Annotated in this window: 19 protein-coding genes and 1 pseudogene; 13 read left to right on the top strand and 7 right to left on the bottom strand. The window is 61.2% G+C overall.

Annotation, left to right across the window (positions count from 1 at the left end; all coding sequences use genetic code 11):
• The first annotated feature begins 113 nt into the window (after positions 1–113).
• On the top strand, positions 114–983 hold the full coding sequence (locus BT116_RS20160; protein ID WP_063322102.1) for an isocitrate lyase/PEP mutase family protein: 870 nt from the start codon (positions 114–116) through the stop codon (positions 981–983).
• A gap of 97 nt (positions 984–1,080) precedes the next feature.
• On the opposite strand, the gene BT116_RS20155 is transcribed toward BT116_RS20160, so the two are convergent.
• The gene (locus tag BT116_RS20155) at positions 1,081–2,310 is read right to left on the bottom strand and encodes an acyl-CoA dehydrogenase (protein ID WP_072346633.1); all 1,230 of its coding nucleotides are present in this window, start codon (positions 2,308–2,310) and stop codon (positions 1,081–1,083) included.
• A 177-nt stretch (positions 2,311–2,487) separates the two neighbouring features.
• Here BT116_RS20155 and BT116_RS20150 point away from each other — a divergent pair, with 177 nt between their 5' ends.
• From BT116_RS20150 to BT116_RS20140, 3 genes are all read left to right on the top strand, one after another.
• Positions 2,488–3,417: a LysR family transcriptional regulator gene (locus BT116_RS20150; protein ID WP_063322104.1), complete on the top strand. Its 930-nt coding sequence runs from the start codon at positions 2,488–2,490 to the stop codon at positions 3,415–3,417.
• Positions 3,418–3,610: 193 nt separating this feature from the next.
• Entirely contained in the window at positions 3,611–4,012 is a 402-nt protein-coding gene (locus BT116_RS20145; RefSeq protein WP_072346631.1) for a MerR family transcriptional regulator, read from the top strand.
• A gap of 151 nt (positions 4,013–4,163) precedes the next feature.
• A complete protein-coding gene (locus BT116_RS20140) occupies positions 4,164–5,063 on the top strand; it encodes a hydroxymethylglutaryl-CoA lyase (RefSeq protein WP_063322106.1) in 900 nt (299 codons plus the stop codon).
• A 657-nt stretch (positions 5,064–5,720) separates the two neighbouring features.
• Here BT116_RS20140 and BT116_RS20135 read toward each other — a convergent pair.
• Positions 5,721–7,418 (bottom strand): AMP-binding protein, encoded by a 1,698-nt coding sequence (locus tag BT116_RS20135; protein ID WP_072346629.1) that lies wholly within the window; start codon positions 7,416–7,418, stop codon positions 5,721–5,723.
• A 197-nt stretch (positions 7,419–7,615) separates the two neighbouring features.
• Between BT116_RS20135 and BT116_RS20130 the strand changes: the two genes are divergently transcribed.
• Genes BT116_RS20130 through BT116_RS20115 form a run of 4 tightly spaced genes read left to right on the top strand, consistent with a single transcriptional unit; the run spans position 7,616 to position 13,176 of the window.
• A complete protein-coding gene (locus tag BT116_RS20130) occupies positions 7,616–8,779 on the top strand; it encodes an isovaleryl-CoA dehydrogenase (RefSeq protein WP_072346626.1) in 1,164 nt (387 codons plus the stop codon).
• Positions 8,780–8,790: 11 nt separating this feature from the next.
• Positions 8,791–10,398: a carboxyl transferase domain-containing protein gene (locus BT116_RS20125; RefSeq protein WP_072346624.1), complete on the top strand. Its 1,608-nt coding sequence runs from the start codon at positions 8,791–8,793 to the stop codon at positions 10,396–10,398.
• 13 nt (positions 10,399–10,411) lie between these two features.
• Positions 10,412–11,230 carry a gamma-carboxygeranoyl-CoA hydratase gene (locus BT116_RS20120; protein WP_072346622.1) on the top strand — a complete coding sequence of 273 codons (819 nt, stop codon included), beginning with the start codon at positions 10,412–10,414 and terminating at the stop codon, positions 11,228–11,230.
• Entirely contained in the window at positions 11,227–13,176 is a 1,950-nt protein-coding gene (locus tag BT116_RS20115; protein WP_072346620.1) for an acetyl/propionyl/methylcrotonyl-CoA carboxylase subunit alpha, read from the top strand. Before BT116_RS20120 ends, BT116_RS20115 begins: the two co-directional genes overlap by 4 nt.
• Positions 13,177–13,205: 29 nt before the next feature.
• Here the strand turns inward: BT116_RS20115 and BT116_RS20110 are convergent, their stop codons facing one another.
• Positions 13,206–13,853 (bottom strand): LexA family protein, encoded by a 648-nt coding sequence (locus BT116_RS20110; protein WP_046064773.1) that lies wholly within the window; start codon positions 13,851–13,853, stop codon positions 13,206–13,208.
• Positions 13,854–13,985: 132 nt separating this feature from the next.
• On the opposite strand from BT116_RS20110, the gene BT116_RS20105 reads away from it, so the two are divergent.
• Both BT116_RS20105 and BT116_RS20100 read left to right on the top strand, forming a co-directional pair.
• The gene (locus tag BT116_RS20105) at positions 13,986–14,327 is read left to right on the top strand and encodes a DUF6124 family protein (protein WP_072346617.1); all 342 of its coding nucleotides are present in this window, start codon (positions 13,986–13,988) and stop codon (positions 14,325–14,327) included.
• 492 nt (positions 14,328–14,819) lie between these two features.
• Positions 14,820–15,971: a M14 family metallopeptidase gene (locus BT116_RS20100; RefSeq protein ID WP_072346615.1), complete on the top strand. Its 1,152-nt coding sequence runs from the start codon at positions 14,820–14,822 to the stop codon at positions 15,969–15,971.
• 57 nt (positions 15,972–16,028) lie between these two features.
• Here the strand turns inward: BT116_RS20100 and BT116_RS20095 are convergent, their stop codons facing one another.
• The gene (locus tag BT116_RS20095; protein ID WP_072346613.1) at positions 16,029–16,565 is read right to left on the bottom strand and encodes a cytochrome b; all 537 of its coding nucleotides are present in this window, start codon (positions 16,563–16,565) and stop codon (positions 16,029–16,031) included.
• Complete coding sequence (locus BT116_RS20090) at positions 16,562–17,644, bottom strand: catalase family peroxidase (RefSeq protein ID WP_072346611.1); 1,083 nt, start codon at positions 17,642–17,644, stop codon at positions 16,562–16,564. Before BT116_RS20090 ends, BT116_RS20095 begins: the two co-directional genes overlap by 4 nt.
• 167 nt (positions 17,645–17,811) lie before the next feature.
• Here BT116_RS20090 and BT116_RS20085 point away from each other — a divergent pair, with 167 nt between their 5' ends.
• Positions 17,812–18,318 carry a sigma-70 family RNA polymerase sigma factor gene (locus BT116_RS20085; RefSeq protein ID WP_072346608.1) on the top strand — a complete coding sequence of 169 codons (507 nt, stop codon included), beginning with the start codon at positions 17,812–17,814 and terminating at the stop codon, positions 18,316–18,318.
• Positions 18,315–19,067 carry an anti-sigma factor family protein gene (locus BT116_RS20080; RefSeq protein ID WP_072346605.1) on the top strand — a complete coding sequence of 251 codons (753 nt, stop codon included), beginning with the start codon at positions 18,315–18,317 and terminating at the stop codon, positions 19,065–19,067. Before BT116_RS20085 ends, BT116_RS20080 begins: the two co-directional genes overlap by 4 nt.
• A 131-nt stretch (positions 19,068–19,198) precedes the next feature.
• Here BT116_RS20080 and BT116_RS20075 read toward each other — a convergent pair.
• Positions 19,199–19,390: pseudogene (locus tag BT116_RS20075) on the bottom strand (IclR family transcriptional regulator); the annotation flags it as partial.
• 217 nt (positions 19,391–19,607) lie between these two features.
• Here BT116_RS20075 and BT116_RS20070 point away from each other — a divergent pair.
• Entirely contained in the window at positions 19,608–20,921 is a 1,314-nt protein-coding gene (locus BT116_RS20070; RefSeq protein WP_072346603.1) for a leucine-rich repeat-containing protein kinase family protein, read from the top strand.
• A 212-nt stretch (positions 20,922–21,133) separates the two neighbouring features.
• On the opposite strand, the gene BT116_RS20065 is transcribed toward BT116_RS20070, so the two are convergent.
• Complete coding sequence (locus BT116_RS20065; protein ID WP_003199952.1) at positions 21,134–21,838, bottom strand: YebC/PmpR family DNA-binding transcriptional regulator; 705 nt, start codon at positions 21,836–21,838, stop codon at positions 21,134–21,136.
• Positions 21,839–22,001 lie beyond the last annotated feature (163 nt).

The following is a 22,001-nucleotide window of genomic DNA, read 5'->3' as shown; positions in this document are numbered from 1 at the left end:
GGCATCACCCATACACATTCGTCATCATCTTTGCGCTTGCCACGTGATAGCCTTTGGATCTTTCGGCGTTGACACTTTTGCTCAAGCCTTTCCATTCCATTGGTGGAACTCACATGTCCAGGCTTTCCCATCAAGATTTGCGTCGTAACTTCCGCCAATTGCTGGCTTCCAATACCTGCTACCACACCGCCTCGGTGTTCGACCCGATGTCGGCGCGCATTGCTGCTGACCTGGGTTTCGAAGTAGGCATCCTGGGAGGTTCGGTGGCGTCGTTGCAAGTATTGGGCGCGCCGGACTTCGCCCTGATCACCCTCAGCGAATTTGCCGAACAGGCCACCCGCATCGGCCGCGTGGCCCAACTGCCGGTGATTGCCGACGCCGACCATGGCTATGGCAATGCCCTGAACGTTATGCGCACCATCGTCGAACTGGAACGGGCCGGCATCGCCGCGCTGACCATCGAGGACACCTTGCTGCCGGCCCAGTTCGGGCGTAAATCCACCGACCTGATCGGCGTAGCCGAAGGTGTCGGCAAGATTCGTGCGGCGCTGGAAGCGCGAGTCGATCCGGAAATGGCGATCATCGCCCGGACCAACGCGGGGATTTTGCCGGTCCAGGAAATCATCAGCCGTACCCAGCAATATGAGCGTGCCGGTGCCGACGGGATTTGCATGGTGGGGGTGCAAGACTTCGAGCACCTGGAAAAAATCAGCGAAAACCTGACGGTGCCGCTGATGCTTGTCACGTATGGCAACCCGTTGCTACGCGACGACAAGCGCCTGGCCGAATTGGGCGTACGCGTGACCATCGACGGCCACGGCGCCTATTTCGCCGCGATCAAGGCCACCTACGACAGCCTGCGGGAACAGCGGCAGATCTTCACCCAGGCGTCCGACCTGAGCGCCACCGAACTGACCCACACCTACACCCAGCCCGAGGACTACATACGTTGGGCCGAGGAATACATGAGCGTCAAGGAGTAAGAAGGCTCACTGTCCGGCAAGCCGCCATCGCGAGCAGGCTCGCTCCCACAGGGGGATTTGTGGTGAGCGCGATGGCGTTGCCAAGGTAAACAGGTCTTCAGCGCCCGCTGCGCAACATTTCCCTGGGCACGTACTTGCCAATCTCGAACTTGCCGATGGCGGCGCGGTGGACTTCATCCGGGCCGTCGGCCAGGCGCAGGGTGCGTTGCATGGCGTACATGTAGGCCAGCGGGAAGTCGTTGGAAACCCCGGCCCCGCCGTGGATCTGGATCGCCCGGTCGATGACCTTCAGGGCCACGTTCGGCGCGACGACCTTGATCTGGGCGATTTCGCTCTTCGCCACTTTATTACCGACCGTGTCCATCATGTACGCCGCCTTCAACGTCAGCAGGCGCGCCATGTCGATTTCCATCCGTGAGTCGGCAATCTTGTCGATGTTACCGCCCAGGCGTGCCAACGGCTGGCCGAAGGCCGTGCGGCTGACGGCACGCTTGCACATCAATTCCAGTGCGCGCTCGGCCATGCCGATGGAACGCATGCAGTGATGAATCCTGCCCGGGCCCAGACGCCCCTGGGCAATTTCAAAGCCGCGTCCTTCACCCAACAGGACATTTTCGTACGGCACGCGCACGTTCTCGAACAGCACTTCGGCATGCCCGTGAGGCGCATCATCGTAGCCGAACACCGGCAGCGGCCGGACGATCTTGACCCCGGGGGTGTCCACCGGCACCAGGATCATCGAGTGCTGGGCATGGCGCGGCGCATCAGGGTTGCTCAGGCCCATGAAGATCAGGATCTTGCAGCGCGGGTCGCAGGCCCCTGAGGTCCACCACTTCTTGCCATTGATGACCCACTGGTCGCCGTCGCGCTCGGCACGAGCGGCCATGTTGGTGGCGTCCGAGGAGGCAACGTCCGGCTCGGTCATGGCAAACGCCGAGCGGATCTCGCCGCGCAGCAGTGGCTCGAGCCAGCGTTGCTTTTGTTCTTCATTGGCGTAGCGCACCAGCACTTCCATGTTACCGGTGTCCGGCGCCGAGCAATTGAACGGTTCAGGCCCCAGCAGCGAACGGCCCATGATCTCTGCCAACGGCGCGTATTCCAGGTTGGTCAGGCCGGCACCCAGCTCGGACTCAGGCAGAAACAGATTCCACAAACCCTCAGCCTTGGCCTTGGCCTTGAGCTCTTCCATGATGGCCGTGGGCTGCCAGCGGTCGCCTTCGGCCACTTGCTGCTCGAACACGGCTTCAGCCGGGTAGACGTAGGCATCCATGAACGCCGTGACGCGTTCACGCAGTGCCTGAACCTTGGGGGAATAAGCAAAATCCATGAGCAGCACCTTCTTGGCAGAGGTTGTTTTAGGTCATGAAATCGATGCTAGTTCAGCTACGAAAATTTACCTAACCTATTCTCGGCGTGTATTAACATTCATCACCGATATATGTTTCACTGATTCGCATCGCCATCCGGCACCTCACAACACGTCCAAGAATAAGAGTGCAGCGCCATGAATCTGAGCAAGGTCGATCTCAACCTTTTCATTGTCTTCGATGCGATCTACACCGAAGCCAACCTGACCCGCGCCGGGCAGATCGTCGGCATCACGCAGCCGGCCGTGTCCAATGCCCTGGCGCGCCTGCGGGAGACCTTCAACGACCCGCTCTTCGTGCGCACCGCCCAAGGGATGGTGCCGACGCCCATGGCCCAGAACATCATCGGCCCGGTGCGCAACGCCCTGTCGCTGCTGCGGGTGTCGGTGCAGGAAAGCCGGATCTTCAACCCGTTGCAGGCCGTCAAGACCTACCGCATCAGCATGACCGACCTCACCGAAGGCGTGATCCTGCCGCCGCTGTTCCAGCGCCTGCGTCGCCTGGCACCTACCGTGGCGATCGAAAGCTTCCTCTCCAAGCGCCGCGAGACCACCAAGGAGCTGGCCGCCGGCCGCCTCGACTTCGCCGTGGACGCACCACTCAACACCGACCCGCAGGTGCGCCACGTCAAGTTGATGGAAGATCGCTACGTGTGCGCCATGCGCAAGGGCCATCCGCTGGCGGGCAAGGAAAAAATCAGCCTCGACGATTACCTGGCGCAGACCCACGTGCATATTTCCAGCCGTCGCAACGGGTTGGGCTATGTCGACCTGGCCCTCGGCAAGATGGGTATCCAGCGCAAGATCGCCCTGCGCTCCCAGCATTACCTGATGGCCTCCCAGGTCCTGCAACAAACGGACATGGTCATGACCGTCCCCGAGCGCTTTGCCCGTCGTCACGATCTGCACGCCTTCCTGTTACCAGTCAACGACGTGCCACCGGTGGAAACCCACCTCTACTGGCACGAAAGCACCGACCAGGACCCGGCCAACCGCTGGATGCGCGAGCAGATGATCGAGCTGTGCCAGCAGGTGACGGCCCATGAGAAGAAGCTCGACAAGGTTTAGGCGATCAAAATTGTGGGGGCGAGCTTGCTCGCGATGGCGTTGGATCAGTCGCCATGGATATTGGCCGGTCTGCCGCTATCGCGAGCAAGCTCCCCACAGGTTCATGCCTGCCATGCAGTGCCGGCCCCATGCTTGACGCGAACGTCAACCTGCCATTAGCTTAGCGCCAGCCCCTTTCGTTTCGAGCGCGTCCATGAGCAGCCAGACCTACAGCATCTCCGACCTCGCCCGCGAGCTGGATATCACCACCCGGGCCATCCGTTTCTATGAAGAACAAGGCCTGTTGAGCCCGGAGCGACGGGGCCAGGAGCGCATTTACTCGCCGCGGGACAAGGTCAGCCTGAAGCTGATCCTGCGCGGCAAGCGCATTGGCTTTTCCCTGGCCGAGTGCCGCGAACTGATCGAACTCTACGACCCCTCCAGCGGCAATCAGAAACAGCTGCACAGCATGCTGGCGAAAATCGCCGAACGCCGGGAACAGCTCGAACAGCAATTGCTGGACATCGAACAGATGAAGCTGGAACTCGACACCGCCGAAGAACGCTGCATCCAGGCGCTGGAGCAGACACTCAAGGGCGAGGAAATCGTCCAGTAACACTTTCTCCCTGTGGGAGCGAGCTCGCTCGCGATGGCGGCACATTCAACATCAATGCAAGCTGATCCACCGCTATCGCGAGCAAGCTCGCTCCCACGATGGGTTCATCATTGCGCTCGACATATTGGCAACTCACTACAGGTCAATCCCCATGTCCCTCCCCTCCTTTGTACGCCTGATCGAAGTCGGCCCCCGTGACGGGCTGCAGAATGAAGCACAGCCCATCAGCGTCGCCGACAAGGTGCGTCTGGTGGATGCCTTGAGCGCCGCCGGCCTGGGCTACATCGAAGTCGGCAGTTTCGTCTCGCCCAAGTGGGTGCCGCAAATGGCCGGCTCCGCCGAGGTGTTCGCGCAGATCCAGCGCAAGCCTGGTGTAACCTATGGCGCCCTGGCGCCGAACCTGCGGGGTTTTGAAGATGCGCTGGCGGCGGGCGTGAAAGAAGTGGCGGTGTTCGCCGCCGCGTCCGAAGCATTCTCCCAGCGCAATATCAACTGCTCCATCAAGGACAGCCTGGAGCGTTTCGAGCCGATCATGGAGGCCGCCAGACAACACGGCGTCAGTGTGCGCGGTTACGTGTCCTGCGTGTTGGGCTGCCCGTATGAAGGTGCGGTCAAGCCTGAGCAGGTGGCTTGGGTCGCTCGGGAGCTGTATGCGATGGGTTGCTACGAAGTCTCCCTGGGCGACACCATCGGCACGGGCACCGCCGGTGCCACCCGCAGGATGTTCGAGGTGGTGGGCGCCGAGGTGCCTCGAGACAAGCTCGCCGGACACTTCCACGATACCTACGGCCAAGCCATGGCCAACGTATACGCCAGCCTGCTGGAAGGCATTGCGGTGTTCGACAGCTCCATCGCCGGCCTGGGCGGCTGCCCTTATGCCAAGGGCGCCAGCGGTAACGTTGCCACCGAGGACGTACTGTACCTGCTCAATGGCTTGGGTATCGAGACCGGTGTCGACCTGGACGCCCTGATCGCCGCGGGTCGGCAGATCTGCGACGTGCTCGGCCGCCCTAGCGGTTCGCGTGTCGCCAAGGCCCGCAGCGCACAGTGAGGTGTTACCGCTGGCTTTGTAACGGCGGCGAAACGAGTAACACGGAAACAATTTGTCAGGTTTGACGCGCCAGGTTTTTCAGCTAAAAAATTCAACTCATTGATTTATATAGAGTTTTAAAAGTTGGCACGCCACCTGCTATATCTCCTGCATAACAAGAATAAAAAAACGCAGCAAACCCAATAAAAACAAGACGAAACGACTCTGACATAACAAAAACAACACGGCAGAGACGCAGCTAACAGATTTTTTTGGAGAGGATATGCTTTTCAGGGTGCTTTCAGGAGCAACCCGCAACCGGGCAGAGAACAATAAAACTACCTTCAGGTAGCTCCCGAATCGGTTGGATCGCAAGGCGAAAAAGCAGATCAGCGCTCAAAAAAATACGTTTGCTCTTGATCCCGGATGGGGATCGCCAAAAACAGCGGTAAAGGGCAACGGCTGCCAAAAACAACAACAGGCCGCCCCTCAATAATAAAAAAAGAGCACGCGACGACAAAATTAAAGGGGAGCTTCGGCTCCCCTTTGTGCTTTCCCGGATTTAAATATTTCCCCCTGTGGGAGCGAGCTTGCTCGCGATGACGGCGGCACAGCCAACCTATCTGTCAACTATTCCCACCGTCATCGCGAGCAGGCTCGCTCCCGCAAGTGTTGCGGCTAGCTTTGCTTATCGCGCAGCTCTTCGATGCTGATCTCACGCATGCGGAATTTCTGGATCTTACCGGTGACCGTCATGGGAAATTCTTCGACGAATTTGAAATGACGCGGCGTCTTGAAGTGGGCGATGCGCTCCTTGCACCAGGCTTGCAGTTCCTGTTCGCAGGCACTGTGGCCGGGATGAAACTTGATCCAGGCAACGATTTCCTCGCCATAGCGCGAACACGGAATGCCGATCACTTGCACATCCGCCACCGCCGGGTGAGTGAAGAAGAACTCCTCCAGCTCACGCGGGTAAATATTCTCCCCGCCGCGGATGATCATGTCCTTGTTGCGCCCGACAATGCGCACGTAGCCCTGCTCGTCCATGGTCGCCAGGTCGCCGGTGTGCATCCAGCCATCCGGGTCGATGGCCTCGGTGGTGCCCTTGGGGTTATTCCAGTAACCAAGCATCACGCTGTAGCCGCGGGTACATAATTCGCCGACAGCGCCACGCGGGACGAGATTGCCGGCCGCATCGATAATCTTGCTTTCCAGTTGCGGCTGGGTACGGCCAACGGTGGTTACGCGCAGTTCCAGTTCGTCGGTAGGACCGGTCTGCAACGACACCGGGCTGGTTTCCGTCATGCCGTAGGCAATCTGCACTTCGGCCATGTGCATTTCATTGATGACCCGTCGCATCACTTCGATGGGGCATGTGGCCCCGGCCATGATGCCAGTGCGCAGGCTGGACAGGTCGAAGTCGCCCCGCTGCGGCTGGTCCAGCAGGGCGATGAACATGGTGGGCACGCCATACAACGCAGTGGCTTTTTCTTCGGCCACGGCCTGGAGCGTCAGCAACGGGTCGAAGGCATCGTTGGGGTAGATCATGGTGCTGCCATGGGTCATGCAGCCCAGGTTACCCATGACCATACCGAAGCAATGGTAGAGCGGCACCGGAATCACCAACCGATCGTCAGCCGTCAGGCCCAGGCTTTCGCCGACCATGTAACCGTTATTGAGAATATTGTGATGACTGAGGGTAGCGCCCTTGGGGAAGCCGGTGGTGCCGGAGGTGTACTGGATATTCACCGGTTGATCGAAGTGCAGGCTGGATTGGCGCTCGGCCAGTTGTCCAGGCGTCACCGACGCGCCCAGGGCGGCCAGTTGCGACCAAGGCAGGAAGCCTGACGGTGGCTGGGAATCGAGGCTGATCACGCCGCGCAACTCCGGCAGGCGCTCGCTCTGCATCTGGCCGATCGGTTGCTCTGCCAGTTCCGGTGCCAGCGTTTGCAGCATGGCGTGATAGTCCGAGGTCTTGAACGCCCCGGCACACACCAGCCATTGGCATCCGGATTGTTTGAGCACGTATTCGAGTTCGGAAACACGGTAGGCCGGATTGATGTTGACCAGAATCACGCCAAGCTTCGCACTGGCGAACTGGCTGATGCACCACTGGGCGCAATTGGGTGCCCACACGCCGAGGCGATCACCGGTTTTCAAGCCTAGCGCCAACAAGGCTCGGGCGTGCAGATCGACAGCCTCGGCCAGTTGTTGCCAGGTATAGCGCAGCGATTGATGGCGAACCACCAACGCCTCGCCCTCCGGATAACGGGCCACCGTCTGGTCGAAAACCTCGCCGATGGTTTGAGCCAGCAAGGCCTTGGCCGCGGAACCACGGGTGTAGCTGAGCTGCGAATGCGAACCGGGTTGATCCATGACGCCCCCTCTTGTCTTTATTAGTGGGTGTAGCGCTAACCTGATGCAACAACATGCCTTTGCGGGCACTTACTTTGGCTCAAGTTGACGTTAACGTAAAGGGCGATTGACAGCCTCTCGCCGCAGGTTTACGTTAACGTAAAGGTGAGAGCCATTCCCCCACTCTCCGCACCCGATAAAAAAGCCAAAGGTGTCCCATGAGCTACCCATCCCTGAACTTTGCCCTCGGCGAAACCATCGACATGTTGCGCGACCAGGTGCAGGCCTTCGTCAAGGCCGAACTGGCGCCCCGCGCCGCGCAGATCGATATCGACAACCTGTTTCCCGCCGACATGTGGCGCAAGTTCGGCGACATGGGCCTGCTAGGTATCACCGTACCGGAAGAATACGGCGGCGCTGGCCTGGGCTACCTGGCCCACGTGGTGGCGATGGAAGAAATCAGCCGTGGTTCGGCCTCGGTCGCCCTCTCCTACGGTGCCCACTCCAACCTCTGCGTGAATCAGATCAACCGCAACGGCAATCACGAACAGAAAACCAAATACCTACCCAAGCTGATCAGCGGCGAACACATCGGTGCCCTGGCAATGAGCGAGCCGAACGCCGGCTCCGATGTGGTCTCGATGAAACTGCGGGCCGACAAGCGTGGCGACCATTACGTGCTCAATGGCAGCAAGACCTGGATCACCAACGGCCCCGATGCCAACACCTACGTGATCTACGCCAAGACCGACCTGGAAAAAGGTCCCCATGGCATCACCGCCTTCATCGTCGAGCGCGACTGGAAAGGCTTCAGCCGCAGCAATAAATTCGACAAGCTCGGCATGCGCGGCTCCAACACCTGCGAGTTGTTCTTCGATGACGTCGAAGTGCCGGAAGACAACATCCTTGGTGCGCTCAATGGCGGTGTGAAAGTGCTGATGAGCGGCCTCGACTACGAGCGCGTCGTGCTCTCTGGCGGCCCGACCGGGATCATGCAGGCCTGCATGGACCTGATCGTGCCCTACATCCACGACCGCAAGCAGTTCGGCCAGAGCATTGGCGAATTCCAGTTGATCCAGGGCAAGGTCGCCGACATGTACACCCAGCTCAACGCCAGCCGCGCCTATCTGTATGCCGTGGCGCAGGCCTGCGAGCGCGGTGAAACCACCCGCAAGGACGCCGCCGGGGTGATCCTCTACAGCGCCGAACGCGCTACGCAAATGGCCCTCGACGCCATCCAGATCCTGGGGGGCAATGGCTACATCAATGAATTCCCCGCCGGTCGTCTGCTGCGTGACGCCAAGCTGTACGAAATCGGCGCCGGCACCAGTGAGATTCGCCGGATGTTGATCGGCCGCGAACTGTTCAACGAAACTCGCTAACGGAGCTGACCATGGCCACGCTGCACACTCAGCTCAACCCGCGTTCGCCGGAGTTCATCGCCAACCGCGAGGCGATGCTCGGACACGTCGAGGCCCTGCGCACCTTGCTCGCGCAAATTCGCCAGGGCGGCGGCCTCAAGGCCCAGGAGCGGCACACCTCGCGGGGCAAGTTGCTACCCCGTGAACGCATCAACCGGCTGCTGGATCCGGGCTCGCCATTTTTGGAAATCAGCCCGTTGGCGGCCCACGAAGTCTATGGTGAAGACGTGCCGGCGGCCGGCGTGATTGCCGGCATCGGCCGGGTGGAAGGCGTCGAATGCATGATCGTCGCCAACGACGCCACGGTCAAAGGTGGCTCCTACTATCCACTGACAGTGAAAAAACACCTGCGCGCCCAAACCATTGCTCAGCAGAATCGCCTGCCATGCATTTACCTGGTGGATTCCGGCGGCGCCAACCTGCCGCGCCAGGATGAAGTGTTCCCGGACCGCGAGCACTTCGGCCGGATCTTCTTCAACCAGGCCAACATGAGTGCCCAGGGCATCCCCCAGATCGCCGTGGTCATGGGTTCCTGCACCGCCGGTGGTGCCTATGTGCCGGCCATGGCGGACGAGGCGATCATGGTCCGCCAGCAGGCGACGATTTTCCTCGCCGGCCCACCGTTGGTGAAAGCCGCCACCGGCGAGGTGGTCAGTGCCGAAGACCTGGGTGGCGCCGATGTGCACTGCAAGATTTCCGGCGTCGCTGACCACTACGCCGAGAGCGACGAACACGCCCTGGCCATCGCCCGCCGCAGCATTGCCAATCTCAACTGGCGCAAACTCGGTGAGCTGCAGCAACGTCAGCCCATCGCCCCGCTTTATTCGAGTGACGAGCTGTACGGTGTGGTGTCGACCGATGCCAAGCAGCCGTTCGATGTGCGGGAGGTGATCGCACGCCTGGTGGACGGTTCGGTGTTCGATGAGTTCAAGGCGCTGTTCGGAACGACGCTGGTGTGCGGCTTCGCCCACTTGCATGGCTACCCGATCGCGATCCTGGCCAACAACGGCATTCTGTTTGCCGAAGCCGCGCAAAAAGGCGCGCACTTCATCGAGCTGGCCTGTCAGCGCGGCATACCGTTGCTGTTCCTACAGAACATCACCGGGTTCATGGTCGGCCAGAAGTACGAGGCCGGCGGTATCGCCAAGCACGGTGCGAAACTGGTGACCGCCGTGGCGTGCGCCAAGGTGCCGAAATTCACCGTGATCATTGGCGGCAGTTTCGGCGCGGGTAACTACGGCATGTGCGGTCGCGCCTACGACCCACGCTTTCTGTGGATGTGGCCGAACGCGCGGATAGGCGTGATGGGCGCCGAACAGGCGGCCGGTGTCTTGGTGCAGGTCAAGCGTGAACAAGCCGAACGCAGTGGCCACCCCTTCAGCACCGAGCAGGAAGCCGAGATCAAGCAACCGATCCTCGATCAGTACGAAGAACAGGGTCACCCCTATTATTCCAGTGCCAGGCTGTGGGACGACGGCGTCATCGACCCGGCCCAGACCCGCGACGTGCTGGGCCTGGCCTTGTCCGCGTCACTGAACGCGCCTATCGAACCGAGCCGCTTCGGCGTGTTCCGGATGTAAACGGGGAAAGTCCATGGATAACTTCAACACCCTCGAACTGCACACCGACCCACGGGGCGTTGCCACCCTGTGGCTCAGCCGCGAGTCGAAAAACAACGCGTTCAACGCCGAAATGATCCGCGAACTGATCCTGGCCCTGGACCACGTCAGCAGCGATCCAAACTTGCGCTTCCTGCTGATCCGCGGCCGCGGCAAGCATTTCAGCGCCGGCGCCGACCTGGCCTGGATGCAACAATCGGCCGAACTCGACTACCACACCAACCTTGATGACGCCCGGGAACTGGCGGAGCTGATGTACAACCTCGCCAAGCTGAAAATTCCTACCCTGGCCGTCATCCAGGGCGCCGCGTTCGGTGGCGCACTGGGGCTTATCAGCGCTTGTGACATGGCCATTGGCGCCGATGAAGCACAGTTCTGCCTGTCGGAAGTGCGCATTGGCCTGGCGCCAGCGGTGATCAGCCCGTTCGTGGTGCAAGCCATCGGCGAGCGTGCCGCGCGTCGTTATGCCCTGACGGCGGAGCGCTTCGACGGGCAACGTGCGAAAGAAATCGGTTTGCTGTCGGAAAGTTACCCGGCCGAGGTCCTGGACCAGCAGGTCGAACAGTGGATCGACAACCTGTTGCTCAACAGCCCGGCGGCCATGCGCGCCAGCAAGGAACTGCTGCGTGAAGTCGGCAACGGCGCCCTGACCCCGGCGCTGCGCCGCTACACCGAAAATGCCATCGCCCGCATCCGCGTCAGCCCGGAGGGCCAGGAAGGCCTGCGGGCGTTCCTGCAAAAGCGTGCGCCGAACTGGCAAGCCGAATCGAATAACAAGGAGCCGCGTCGATGAGCGCCCCTGCCCTCACCACGTTGCTGGTGGCCAACCGCGGCGAAATCGCCTGCCGCGTGATGCGCACCGCCAAAGCCATGGGCCTGACCACCGTCGCCGTCCACAGCGCCACCGACCGCGACGCCCGCCACAGCCGTGAAGCCGATATCCGCGTCGACCTGGGCGGCAGCAAGGCCGCCGACAGCTACTTGCAAATCGACAAGCTGATCGCCGCAGCGAAAGCCAGCGGCGCCCAGGCCATCCACCCCGGCTATGGCTTTCTGTCCGAGAACGCCGGATTCGCCCGGGCGATTGAAAACGCCGGGCTGATCTTCCTCGGCCCACCGGCCTCGGCCATCGATGCCATGGGCAGCAAATCGGCGGCCAAGGCCTTGATGGAAACCGCCGGCGTACCCCTGGTGCCCGGTTATCACGGCGAAGCCCAGGACCTGGAGACCTTTCGCGACGCCGCCGAGCGCATCGGCTACCCGGTATTGCTCAAGGCCACGGCCGGCGGTGGCGGCAAGGGCATGAAAGTCGTCGAGGACGTCAGCCAACTGGCCGAAGCCCTGGCCTCGGCCCAGCGTGAAGCGCAGTCCTCGTTCGGCGACTCACGGATGCTGGTGGAAAAATACCTGCTCAAGCCACGCCACGTGGAAATCCAGGTATTTGCCGACCAACACGGCAACTGCCTGTACCTCAACGAACGCGATTGCTCGATCCAGCGCCGCCACCAGAAAGTGGTGGAAGAAGCCCCCGCCCCCGGCCTGACCCCGCAATTGCGCCAGGCCATGGGTGAAGCCGCCGTGCGCGCAGCCCAGGCGATTGGTTACGTCGGGGCCGGCACGGTGGAGTTCCTGCTGGATGCGCGGGGCGAGTTTTTCTTCATGGAAATGAATACCCGCTTGCAGGTCGAGCATCCGGTCACCGAAGCGATCACCGGACTGGACCTGGTGGCCTGGCAGATCCGCGTTGCCCAAGGCGAACCCTTGCCGATCACTCAAGCGCAAGTGCCGCTGCTCGGTCACGCCATCGAAGTGCGGCTGTATGCCGAAGACCCGGTCAACGATTTCCTGCCGGCCACCGGCCGCCTGGCGTTGTATCGCGAGTCGGTCGAGGGGCCGGGGCGGCGGGTCGACAACGGGGTTGAAGAAGGTGATGAAATCTCGCCGTTCTACGACCCGATGCTCGGCAAGCTGATTGCCTGGGGTGAGGATCGCGAACAGGCGCGCTTGCGGCTGTTGAGCATGCTCGACGAATTTGCCATTGGCGGGCTGAAAACCAACGTCGGGTTCCTGCGCCGAATCGTCGCCCATCCCGCCTTCGCGGCGGCAGAACTGGACACCGGATTTATCCCACGTTACCAGGCGCAATTACTGCCAGAGCCCGGCGAATTGGATGACGCGTTCTGGTTCGCCGCCGCCCAGGGGGTCGCCTTGAGCCTGGCACCGCACGTACGCGGCGATGACGCCGGCTCACCGTGGGCCAGCACCACCGGGATGCGCCTGGGGTTGCCGAGGGAAACCACCTTGCACCTGAGCTGTGAAGGCCAGGATCGTGCGCTGACGCTGGACGTCACAGCCCATTGCGCGGAACTCAAGGGTGAGCGACTGACGATCGAGCACCACGGTGTGCGCCGCAGCCATCGGGCCATTCGCCAGGGCGACAGCCTGTATTTGCAATGGGCGGGTGACCTGCATCGGATCGATCTGTACGACCCATTGGCCGCGGCAGAAGCCAGCCACAGCCATCAGGGCGGCCTGGCCGCGCCCATGAACGGCAGCATCGTCCGGGTATTGGTGAATGTCGGTCAGCCGGTGGAAGCCGGAGCTCAACTGGTGGTCCTGGAGGCCATGAAAATGGAGCACAGCATTCGTGCGCCCAAGGCCGGGGTGATCAAGGCGCTGTATTGCCAGGAAGGTGAAATGGTCAGCGAAGGCAGCGCCCTGGTGGCGTTCGAAGAATAGGCATCGGCCCGCTCCCAGGGCCGATCCAGTCAGAACCTGATGGTGGCCTGCACTACCACACCGATGAGGCGACATTGCTCGGTGTACAGGTTTTTCGGGTAAGTCGGATTGAGCGGAACCAGGTAACGCTGCCCGCTCTCTTCGATCAATTTGCGAAAGGTCGCGTCACTGCTGCCGGGCAAGCAGGCAACCACCAGTTTGCCTGGCACCGCCTCGATGGCCGGATCCACCAGGATCGACATGCCCTCGGGAATGCTCAAGCCGCTGGGTGCGGTCATCGCGTCGCCCACCACCACCAGCCAGAACGCGGCCCCCAGGGCGTGGTAGTCCGTCAGCTCGTAGCGCGCCTGGCTGTAGGCGCCAGGATCGCCTTCGCGAACCTCGCCAACCTCGTGCCATTCACTGACCGGGTAGCGGAAGTACGGGTTGTACTTCTGCGCCAGGGCCATGCCTTCGTCCGTGGAAGTGTCCGGCTCGCGAATCACCATCGCCACTTCCAGAAACTCCAGCCCCAGCTCCCGCAGGACCCGGTTCATGTCTTCGACACTGGGTTGCCGGCGCCTGGTCAGCCAATGGCCGACGCCGCCCTGGGACATTCCCAACCGTTCTGCGAGCACCACTTGCGTGATGCGCAGCTCCTTCATCTTGGCCTTGACCAACTCTATCCATTTATCCATGTGCGGCACGATACGTGGATGACTCCGGCCATTCAAAACACAAATTGTAGTATTTAAATTATGGTCACAATTACGATAAGTACTATTCTGGATTCAGGAGTTCAGCCCCCCCACACGGAGATTTTCATCACCATGGATACACCCAACAAAAACCAACCCGGCAGCCCTTTCGACAGCACGTTCCCTTCCTTGCAGGATTGCCCGGCGGCTAAGCGCGCCCTCGATTACTACTTGAAACCAGGTGTTTCGCAGGCACAGGCAGAACATCGCTTCTTCGAGGTCAATCACAGCGTCAGCGCAGAAGAAGCCCTTGTTCACGCATGCGACCTGCTGCGCTGTGCAGCGGCAACCGCCCACGAGTCCGCCAACCAGTTGAACGGTTCGAACCGTGACCTGGCATTTTCGGTGGTGCACATGATTGATCTGGTCAAGGTGATGCTTGACCGATCCCTGGACGGCTACCCGACTCGCTAGGGGTAACACTCGGGAATGTCGCCGCGAACGCGGACGACGAGAAAAATTTTCCATCGACGCAATAAAATCATTTGACTTGCAAATGATAATGATTATTATTGCATCAGCTGGTCGCGAGATCGGTCGATAGACCAGAAGACCTTAGGTCGGACTTCTGGAATATCTCCTCATCAGGCTAATCACGGTTTTTGACCCGGCTTTTTGCCGGGTCTTTTTTTTGCCGATTTTTCGGCTTATGGCTTCAGGCTAATGAAGTCTTTTGGGTGCTGCCAATTCGATGGCGGCGATGATAGCAAATGAATACCCGTTTGCAAGAGCAGCCCCGCCACACAGGCGGAAACTATCGACAACCAGCGCTTGAGAATCAATTGCAGACTCTCTAAGCTGGCTCGGCGTCCAGGGAGGACGCCCCCTCGTTTACGTGACGTAAATCGTCTCGGTTCCCCCGTCTTGCGTGTACAGTAATGGCCATGAAAATCCTCTCCAGGAATCGTGACCGTGGCTAAATCTTCCTTTGATATCAGCGCCAATTTCGACAGCGGCAACATCGAGGTCGTCGACATCAGCAACCCGTTGCAATCGTTGCTCAAGATCAGGCCCGACACCCGCAGCGCCCATTTCCAATGGTTCCACTTCAAGGCCAGCGGCCTGCACGTCGGCCAGGAATATTCCTTTCGGCTGCTCAACGCCAGTCAATCGTCTTACAACAAGGCCTGGACGGGCTACCAGGCCGTTGCCTCCTACGATCACGTCAACTGGTTCCGCATTCCGACCCAATTTGAAGGCGACGCCCTGCGCTTTTATCTGGAGACCGAACAGACCAACGCCTGGTTCGCCTACTTCGAACCCTACAGTCGCGGCCGACATGATTGGCTGATCGAGCAAGCGCAGCACAAGGCTGGCACCGAACTATTGGCCGTCGGTAAAAGCGTGGAAGGCCGGGACATCCAGCTGCTGCGCAAAGGCAGCGGTGCCGAAGGCCGGCGCAAAGTCTGGATCATCGCCCAGCAACATCCCGGCGAGCACATGGCCGAGTGGTTCATGGAGGGCGTGATCGAACGCCTCCAGCAGCATGACGATGCGCAACTGAACCAGTTGCTCGCCAAAGCCGATCTGTACCTGGTGCCGAACATGAATCCGGACGGCGCATTCCATGGGCATCTGCGGACCAACGCCATGGGCCAGGACCTCAACCGCGCCTGGCAGAACGCCAGTCCGGAAATCAGCCCCGAGGTCTTTTTCGTCCAGCAACAAATGGAAAAGTACGGCGTCGATCTGTTCCTCGATGCTCACGGCGATGAGGAAATTCCCCACGTCTTCACCGCCGGTTGCGAAGGCAACCCGGGCTACACGCCACGCATTGCCGAACTTGAAGAGCGCTTTCGCAGCCATCTCAAGCATCAGACCAAAGACTTCCAGACCACTCACGGCTACACCCGCGACGAACCGGGCCAGGCCAACATGACCCTGGCCTGTAACGCGGTCGGCCAGAAATATGACTGTCTGTCCCTGACCCTGGAGATGCCGTTCAAGGACCACAACGATCACCCGAACCCGATCACCGGCTGGTCCGGCAAACGCTCGATGCAGTTGGGCAAGGATGTGTTGAGCACCATCGAGGCCATGGTCGACGAATTGCGCTGATCCGATGACCTGATCAATCCCCTGTGGCCAGGGAGCTTGCTCCCTGGCCACAATCCATCAACCCTTGCCGCGCAACATACTGTCCAACACCTCATCCCGGCGCACCCAAGCGTGAAACAACGCCGCCGCCAGATGCACCAGCACCGTCACGAACAACAGGTAAGCCAGGTACCCGTGGGCCTTGCGCAGCAGTGCGAACGTCTGCGCGTGGGCCGGCAGAATCGAAGGCAGTTGCAACGAGTCGCCGAGCATCACCGGGTCCCCCGCCGCCGAAATCATGCCCCAGCCCAACAACGGCAAGACCAGCATCAGGGCGTACAACAGCACATGCGAGGCGTTTGCCGCCAGCACTTGCCAGGCCGGCAGATCCGCCGGCAGCGGCGGTTGGCGGGTAGTAAAACGCACCACCAGGCGCACGATCACCAACAGCAAAATCGCGATACCCAATGGTTTGTGCAACTGCAGCAGCCATTCATGGCGTTCGGACACCGAGGCGACCATGCCCGCGCCGATGAACAGCATGGCGATGACCATCACGGCCATCAGCCAGTGCAGCAGCCGGGCCAGCGGTGCAAAGTGACGAGGGGCGCTCATGGACGGGACTCCTGTTTGGCGGGCAATTGGCTCACTTCGCTGGTACGTCGCAAATAGGAACTGGCATAGGCGGCGGAGCGCGCGACCAATAGCGGGTCTTCGGAACCTTCGATCCCTTGGGGCAGGATCAGCGGGTCATAGTTGATGTCGCGGCATTCGCCGTTGTCCTGCGCCTGGGTGCGCTCCAGCACCAACGTGCCGGCATTGAGTACCTTGCGGTCAGCGGGCCAGGCCTTGCTGGCATCGTTCACCGGGTCACCCGGATTGGCCAGGGTGATGTTCAACTGCCAGCGCAACGGCCCGGCGGCGAGACGCTTCACCAGGTCTTGCTCGAGGAAGTCGCCCCCCTCGGGTAGCGCCGCATCCGCGGCGTCCTGGCTCATCGGCACCATGCCCCAGCGCACCGCTTGGCGCTGCCCGGCGGGGTTGATCAGATAGAACGCGTTGATGCCGTTGTAGGTTTCAGTGGCATAGCTGGCTGACGGCTTGGCGGTCTTGATCCATTGCAGGAACGGCGCCGCTTCGGGGTGTGCGGCAAAGAACGCCGGTACGGCCGCAGGATTCGGCTTTCCTGTGGCAGGGTCCGGCGACTGGGCTTGCTGGAGTTGGTAGAAGGCTTGCGGCGTACCCACCGGAAACACCGGCATGCTGTTCATGCCGGTGCGCCATTGCTGGCCGTTGGCCTGGGTAAAGCGCAGTGCCAGGCTGCGAATCGGCACGCTGCCGTCCGGTGCATAGGGATTGCCGCTGGGCAAGGCGAAACGCCCAACCACTGGCGTTTGCGGCAGCGAGAACACCTGGGCGCTGGAATAGGCGCTGGCCTCGCCCGAGCTTTGGAAGTAACCCGCGACGCAGACCCCTTTCGAGTGGTTGCGTCGAAAGCCCGGGTGAACGCCGTTGTTTTTTTCCAGCACATTGACCAATGCCTGTGGTGTCAGGCGTTGTGGGTCGAGGCTGCCATTGACGTAGGCAAACGCCCCGGCCAACGCGGCAACAATCACGGCGATGCCGCTCAGGCGCAATGTCAGGCCAGCGGCACTCAAGGGTGGCCGGCTCGACGAGGATGAAGGATCAACCATGAGAAATCTCCAGGCCTCGAGGCCATTTGTTGGAAAGGACCCGTCAGACGAAGGCCCGGCAGGTTTATTCCCACGCCTCGTATTTATTTTTCCTGCACTGGAATAATCTCGTTCGCGGGTCGTCTTTCCAGTCCCGGCGCAATGACTGCCCACAGAAGCCCCCCCCTATGAACGCATTCGACGAACAGTTGCGCGAGCTCATCCCCAGGCTACGGCGTTTTGCCGTGTCGCTGACGCGTAACCCGAGCAACGCCGACGACCTGGTGCAGATGTGCCTGGAACGGGCATTGTCCAAATGGAACGACAAGCGTCCGGACGGCGATCTGCGGGCCTGGCTGTTTTCGATTCTGTATCGGCAGTTTCTCGACAGCCATCGCCGCTCGCGACGGTATGCGCGCATGCTGGAGTTTTTCACCGGCCGCGACGATGCCCACCCTTCGGCCGAGCGCAGCGTGATCGCGCAATCGTCTTTGCAGGCCTTCGATCAGCTCACGACGGAACAGCGCGCGCTGTTGCTCTGGGTATCGGTGGAAGGCTTGAGTTACCAGCAAATCGCCAACATCCTCGGCGTGCCGACCGGCACGGTAATGTCCCGCTTGTCCCGCGCTCGCCAGGCCCTGCGCCAACTCAGCGACGGCGAGGTCACCCGCCCTACCCTGCGGATACTCAAATGATCAGCATGCCCCCCAGCGACAGCGACCTGCACGCCTACGTCGATCGCCAACTGAGCGAAGCCGACCAGCGACTGGTGCAGGCTTACCTGGCCAACCAGCCGGAAGTCGCCGCCCGGGTCCGCGCCTGGCAACAGGACGCGCAGCACCTGCGCACGGCCCTGAGCGGCGCCTTGCAACAGCCGCCCAATCCGGATCTCGACCCGGCCATGATTCGCCAGCACCTGAAACATCGCTCCCGCCGCCACCTGGCCAGCGTCGCGGTGTTGCTGCTGGCCGTCAGCGTAGGCGGGGTCAGCGGCTGGCAGGCGCGACAAATGACCCTACTCAGCGCCGCAGCCCCCATGGCTGACGCCCTACAGGCGTACCGGTTGATTGCCCAGCAGGGCATCCTTCCGGCCGATTACCAGACCGGCGACGAGCAGAGCATGCAAGGCTGGCTCGACCGTTACTTCACCCAGGCTGACCGGCTGCCAGACCTGTCGGGTGCAGGCTTCAAGCCGGTCAGCGGACGCTTGCTCAGCACCGAACAAGGCGCGGCGGCGATGGTGGTCTATCAGGACCCGAGCGGTCAGAAAATCAGCTTCTACGTGCGCCCACCCGGCCCGAAAAACTTCCTCCTGCCGCGGGGCAGTCGTCGCGAGGGCGAGTTGCAAGCCGAGTACTGGTCCGGGCCGGGCTACAACTATGCGATGGTCATCCCCAGTGATGCGCCGACGGTGCAAAGACTCAAGCAGACATTGGACTTCTGATCCGCGCAGATCCCTGTGGCGAGCTTGCTCGCGATAGCGGTGTGTCAGTCAACCTCATTGCTCATTGAACGACCGCCTTCGCGAGCAAGCTCGCTTCCACAAGGGGACCAGCGGTGGGCTTGAGGCAGTGGTCAGCCCAGCCCAAACACCTGCGAAGGCCTGCGCAACAACGGGTCGAACGGGTTGATCCGCGGTCCGATCAGGGCCGCCTCGCGCTTGAGCATGTCCACCACCGTCGGCAGGCGATCGGGCCCCAGGCGGTCGCTCACCGTTGCCACGCTCAAAGCGGCCACGGCTCGGCCATCACGGTCGAGGATCGGCAATATCTGGAAGCGGCGATTGCTGTGGATTGGGACCAGGTCAACGAGCAACGCCCGGCCTGGAACGCCCGCTGGAACCGCAGCATCGAGCGCTAGCGCGAATTTTGCAGTTATCATGCGGCCATCTCGGGCTTAGTGCCTGAAGATGACCTGTGGCGAGGGAGCTTGCTCACTCGCCACAGGTTCTTGTGCCCACCCTTGATCAACAGCGATCCCTTCCATGCACACCCTCGCCCAACTACGCGCCGGCCAGCTCTGCGGCATTACCCGGCTGGACCTGGCCTGCGGCTTGACGGAGTTTCCCCGGGAAATCTTCGACCTGGCCGATTCCCTCGAGATCCTCAACCTCAGCGGCAATCAGTTGGACACGCTGCCCGACGACCTGCATCGGCTGACTCGCCTGCGCGTACTGTTCTGTTCCGACAACCGCTTCACTGAACTGCCCGAATGCCTGGGCCGTTGCAGCGCGCTGACCATGGTCGGTTTCAAGGCCAATCGCATCAACCGCGTCACGGGCGCCGCACTGCCGCCACTGCTGCGCTGGTTGATCCTGACCGACAACTGCGTCAGCCATTTGCCGGATGAACTGGGCCAACGCCCCTATCTGCAAAAACTGATGCTGGCCGGCAACCGTTTGCAGCAGTTGCCGGCGAGCCTGGGCCAGTGTCATCGCCTCGAACTGCTGCGCATCGCCGCCAACCAACTGACCGAACTGCCGCAATGGCTGCTCACGTTGCCAAGCCTCAGTTGGGTGGCCTACGCCGGCAACCCACTGGAAACCCAGGCGCAAGCGACGGCCCTGAATACCACGACGCCTATCGAATGGTCGCATCTGGAACTGCAACGACAACTGGGCGAAGGCGCGTCGGGGGTGATTCATCAGGCGCTCTGGCAGACGCCCGGCCAGGCGGCACGAAAGGTCGCAGTGAAGTTATACAAAGGCCAGATGACCAGCGACGGCTCGCCCCTGCATGAGATGCATGCCTGCATCACGGCCGGTCGCCACTCGAACCTGATTGAGGTGCTGGGTCAGGTTGCCGGGCATCCCGAGCAACAGGCCGGGCTGGTGATGGCGCTGATCGAGCCCAGCTACCGCAACCTCGCCGGGCTGCCGAGCCTGGCGTCATGCAGCCGCGACGTGTATGCCGATGAACTGCGCCTGAGCGCACCGGTGGCCTTGCGCATCGCCCACGGCATCGCCTCGGTGGCAGCGCACCTGCACCGCCAAGGCATCACCCATGGGGATCTGTACGGGCACAATATCCTGTGCGATGAACAGGGCGATTGCCTGCTGGGGGACTTTGGCGCGGCGTCGTTCCACGCCACCACAGACAACCTGCAAACTCGCGCGCTGCAACGCATCGAGGTGCGGGCCTTCGGGATTTTGCTGGGGGAATTGCTGGCGCGGATCGAACCGACGCTCAGTGCTGAGGAACTGGCAGCGTTACAGGATCTGCAGGTGCGTTGCTGTCAGCCAGAGGTGTTGGCGCGGCCGGGGTTCGATGAGATCAGGCAGCTGTTGTCCAGTTTCTAATCCACTGATTCAATCGACGTCATCGGTTGATCGCCCGAACCTTTGTGGCGAGGGGATTTATCCCCGCTGGGCTGCGCAGCAGCCCCCAAAACTCTGCCGAGTCAGCCAGCCATACCCAAGTTACCTGGTTTCAGGGCCGCTTCGCGGCCCAGCGGGGATAAATCCCCTCGCCACATGTCCATCCTGTCCCTGGTCCCAAGCAGGGTGAAGGGTTACCCCGCCAACCCGACAAACATGTCCTGCACGTCATCGTGGTTGTCGAGACCTTCTAGGAAGGCTTCGACTTCAGCCATCTGCTCGTCGGTCAGGCCACTGACCGGGTTCTTCGGCTGGTAGCCCAGCTTGGCCGACAACACGGTGAAACCCTGCTCCGGCAAGGCCTTCTGTACGGCATCGAGGTCGGCAGGATCGGTGAGGAACAACGTCGCGCCTTCTTCGCCCGGTTCGAAATCCTGGGCACCGGCCTCGATAGCGGCCATTTCCGGATCGGCGTCCGGGCTGTCCGGCGCGGCTTCGATCATGCCGACATGGTTGAAGTCCCACGCCACCGAACCCGAGGCGCCCAACTGGCCCTTGCGGAACGCGACGCGAATTTCGGCAACAGTGCGGTTGATGTTATCGGTCACGCATTCAACGATCAGGGGCACCTGGTGCGGCGCAAACCCTTCGTAGGTGACGCGGTGGTATTGCACGGTTTCACCGAGCTGGCCAGAACCTTTCTTGATCGCACGTTCCAGGGTCTCGCGGGGCATCGAGGCCTTCTTCGCCTGTTCGACCACCAGTCGCAAGTGCGCGTTGGTCGCGGTATCAGCGCCGTTGCGCGCGGCAATGGTGATTTCCTTCACCAGTTTGCCGAAGATCTTGCCCTTGGCGTTGGCAGCCGCTTCTTTGTGTTTAACCTTCCACTGTGCGCCCATTACTCACTCTCTTGTCTGACGCGCCGAGACATCTGCCGGCCGGCGCTGTGGCGCAAGTTTATACGGCCTAAACCGGCTGATCGACCAAAAAATTCAGCCTGCCGGATCGACATTTTCACAGCGTGTTGTAGGGCGTTTCTGAAATAGCGACTCACAAGCACCG

The sequence above is a fragment of the Pseudomonas sp. NFACC16-2 genome (assembly GCF_900119205.1).
Taxonomy (GTDB): Bacteria; Pseudomonadota; Gammaproteobacteria; order Pseudomonadales; family Pseudomonadaceae; genus Aquipseudomonas; species Aquipseudomonas fluorescens_Q.
This window is presented reverse-complemented; position numbering and strand designations above follow the sequence as displayed.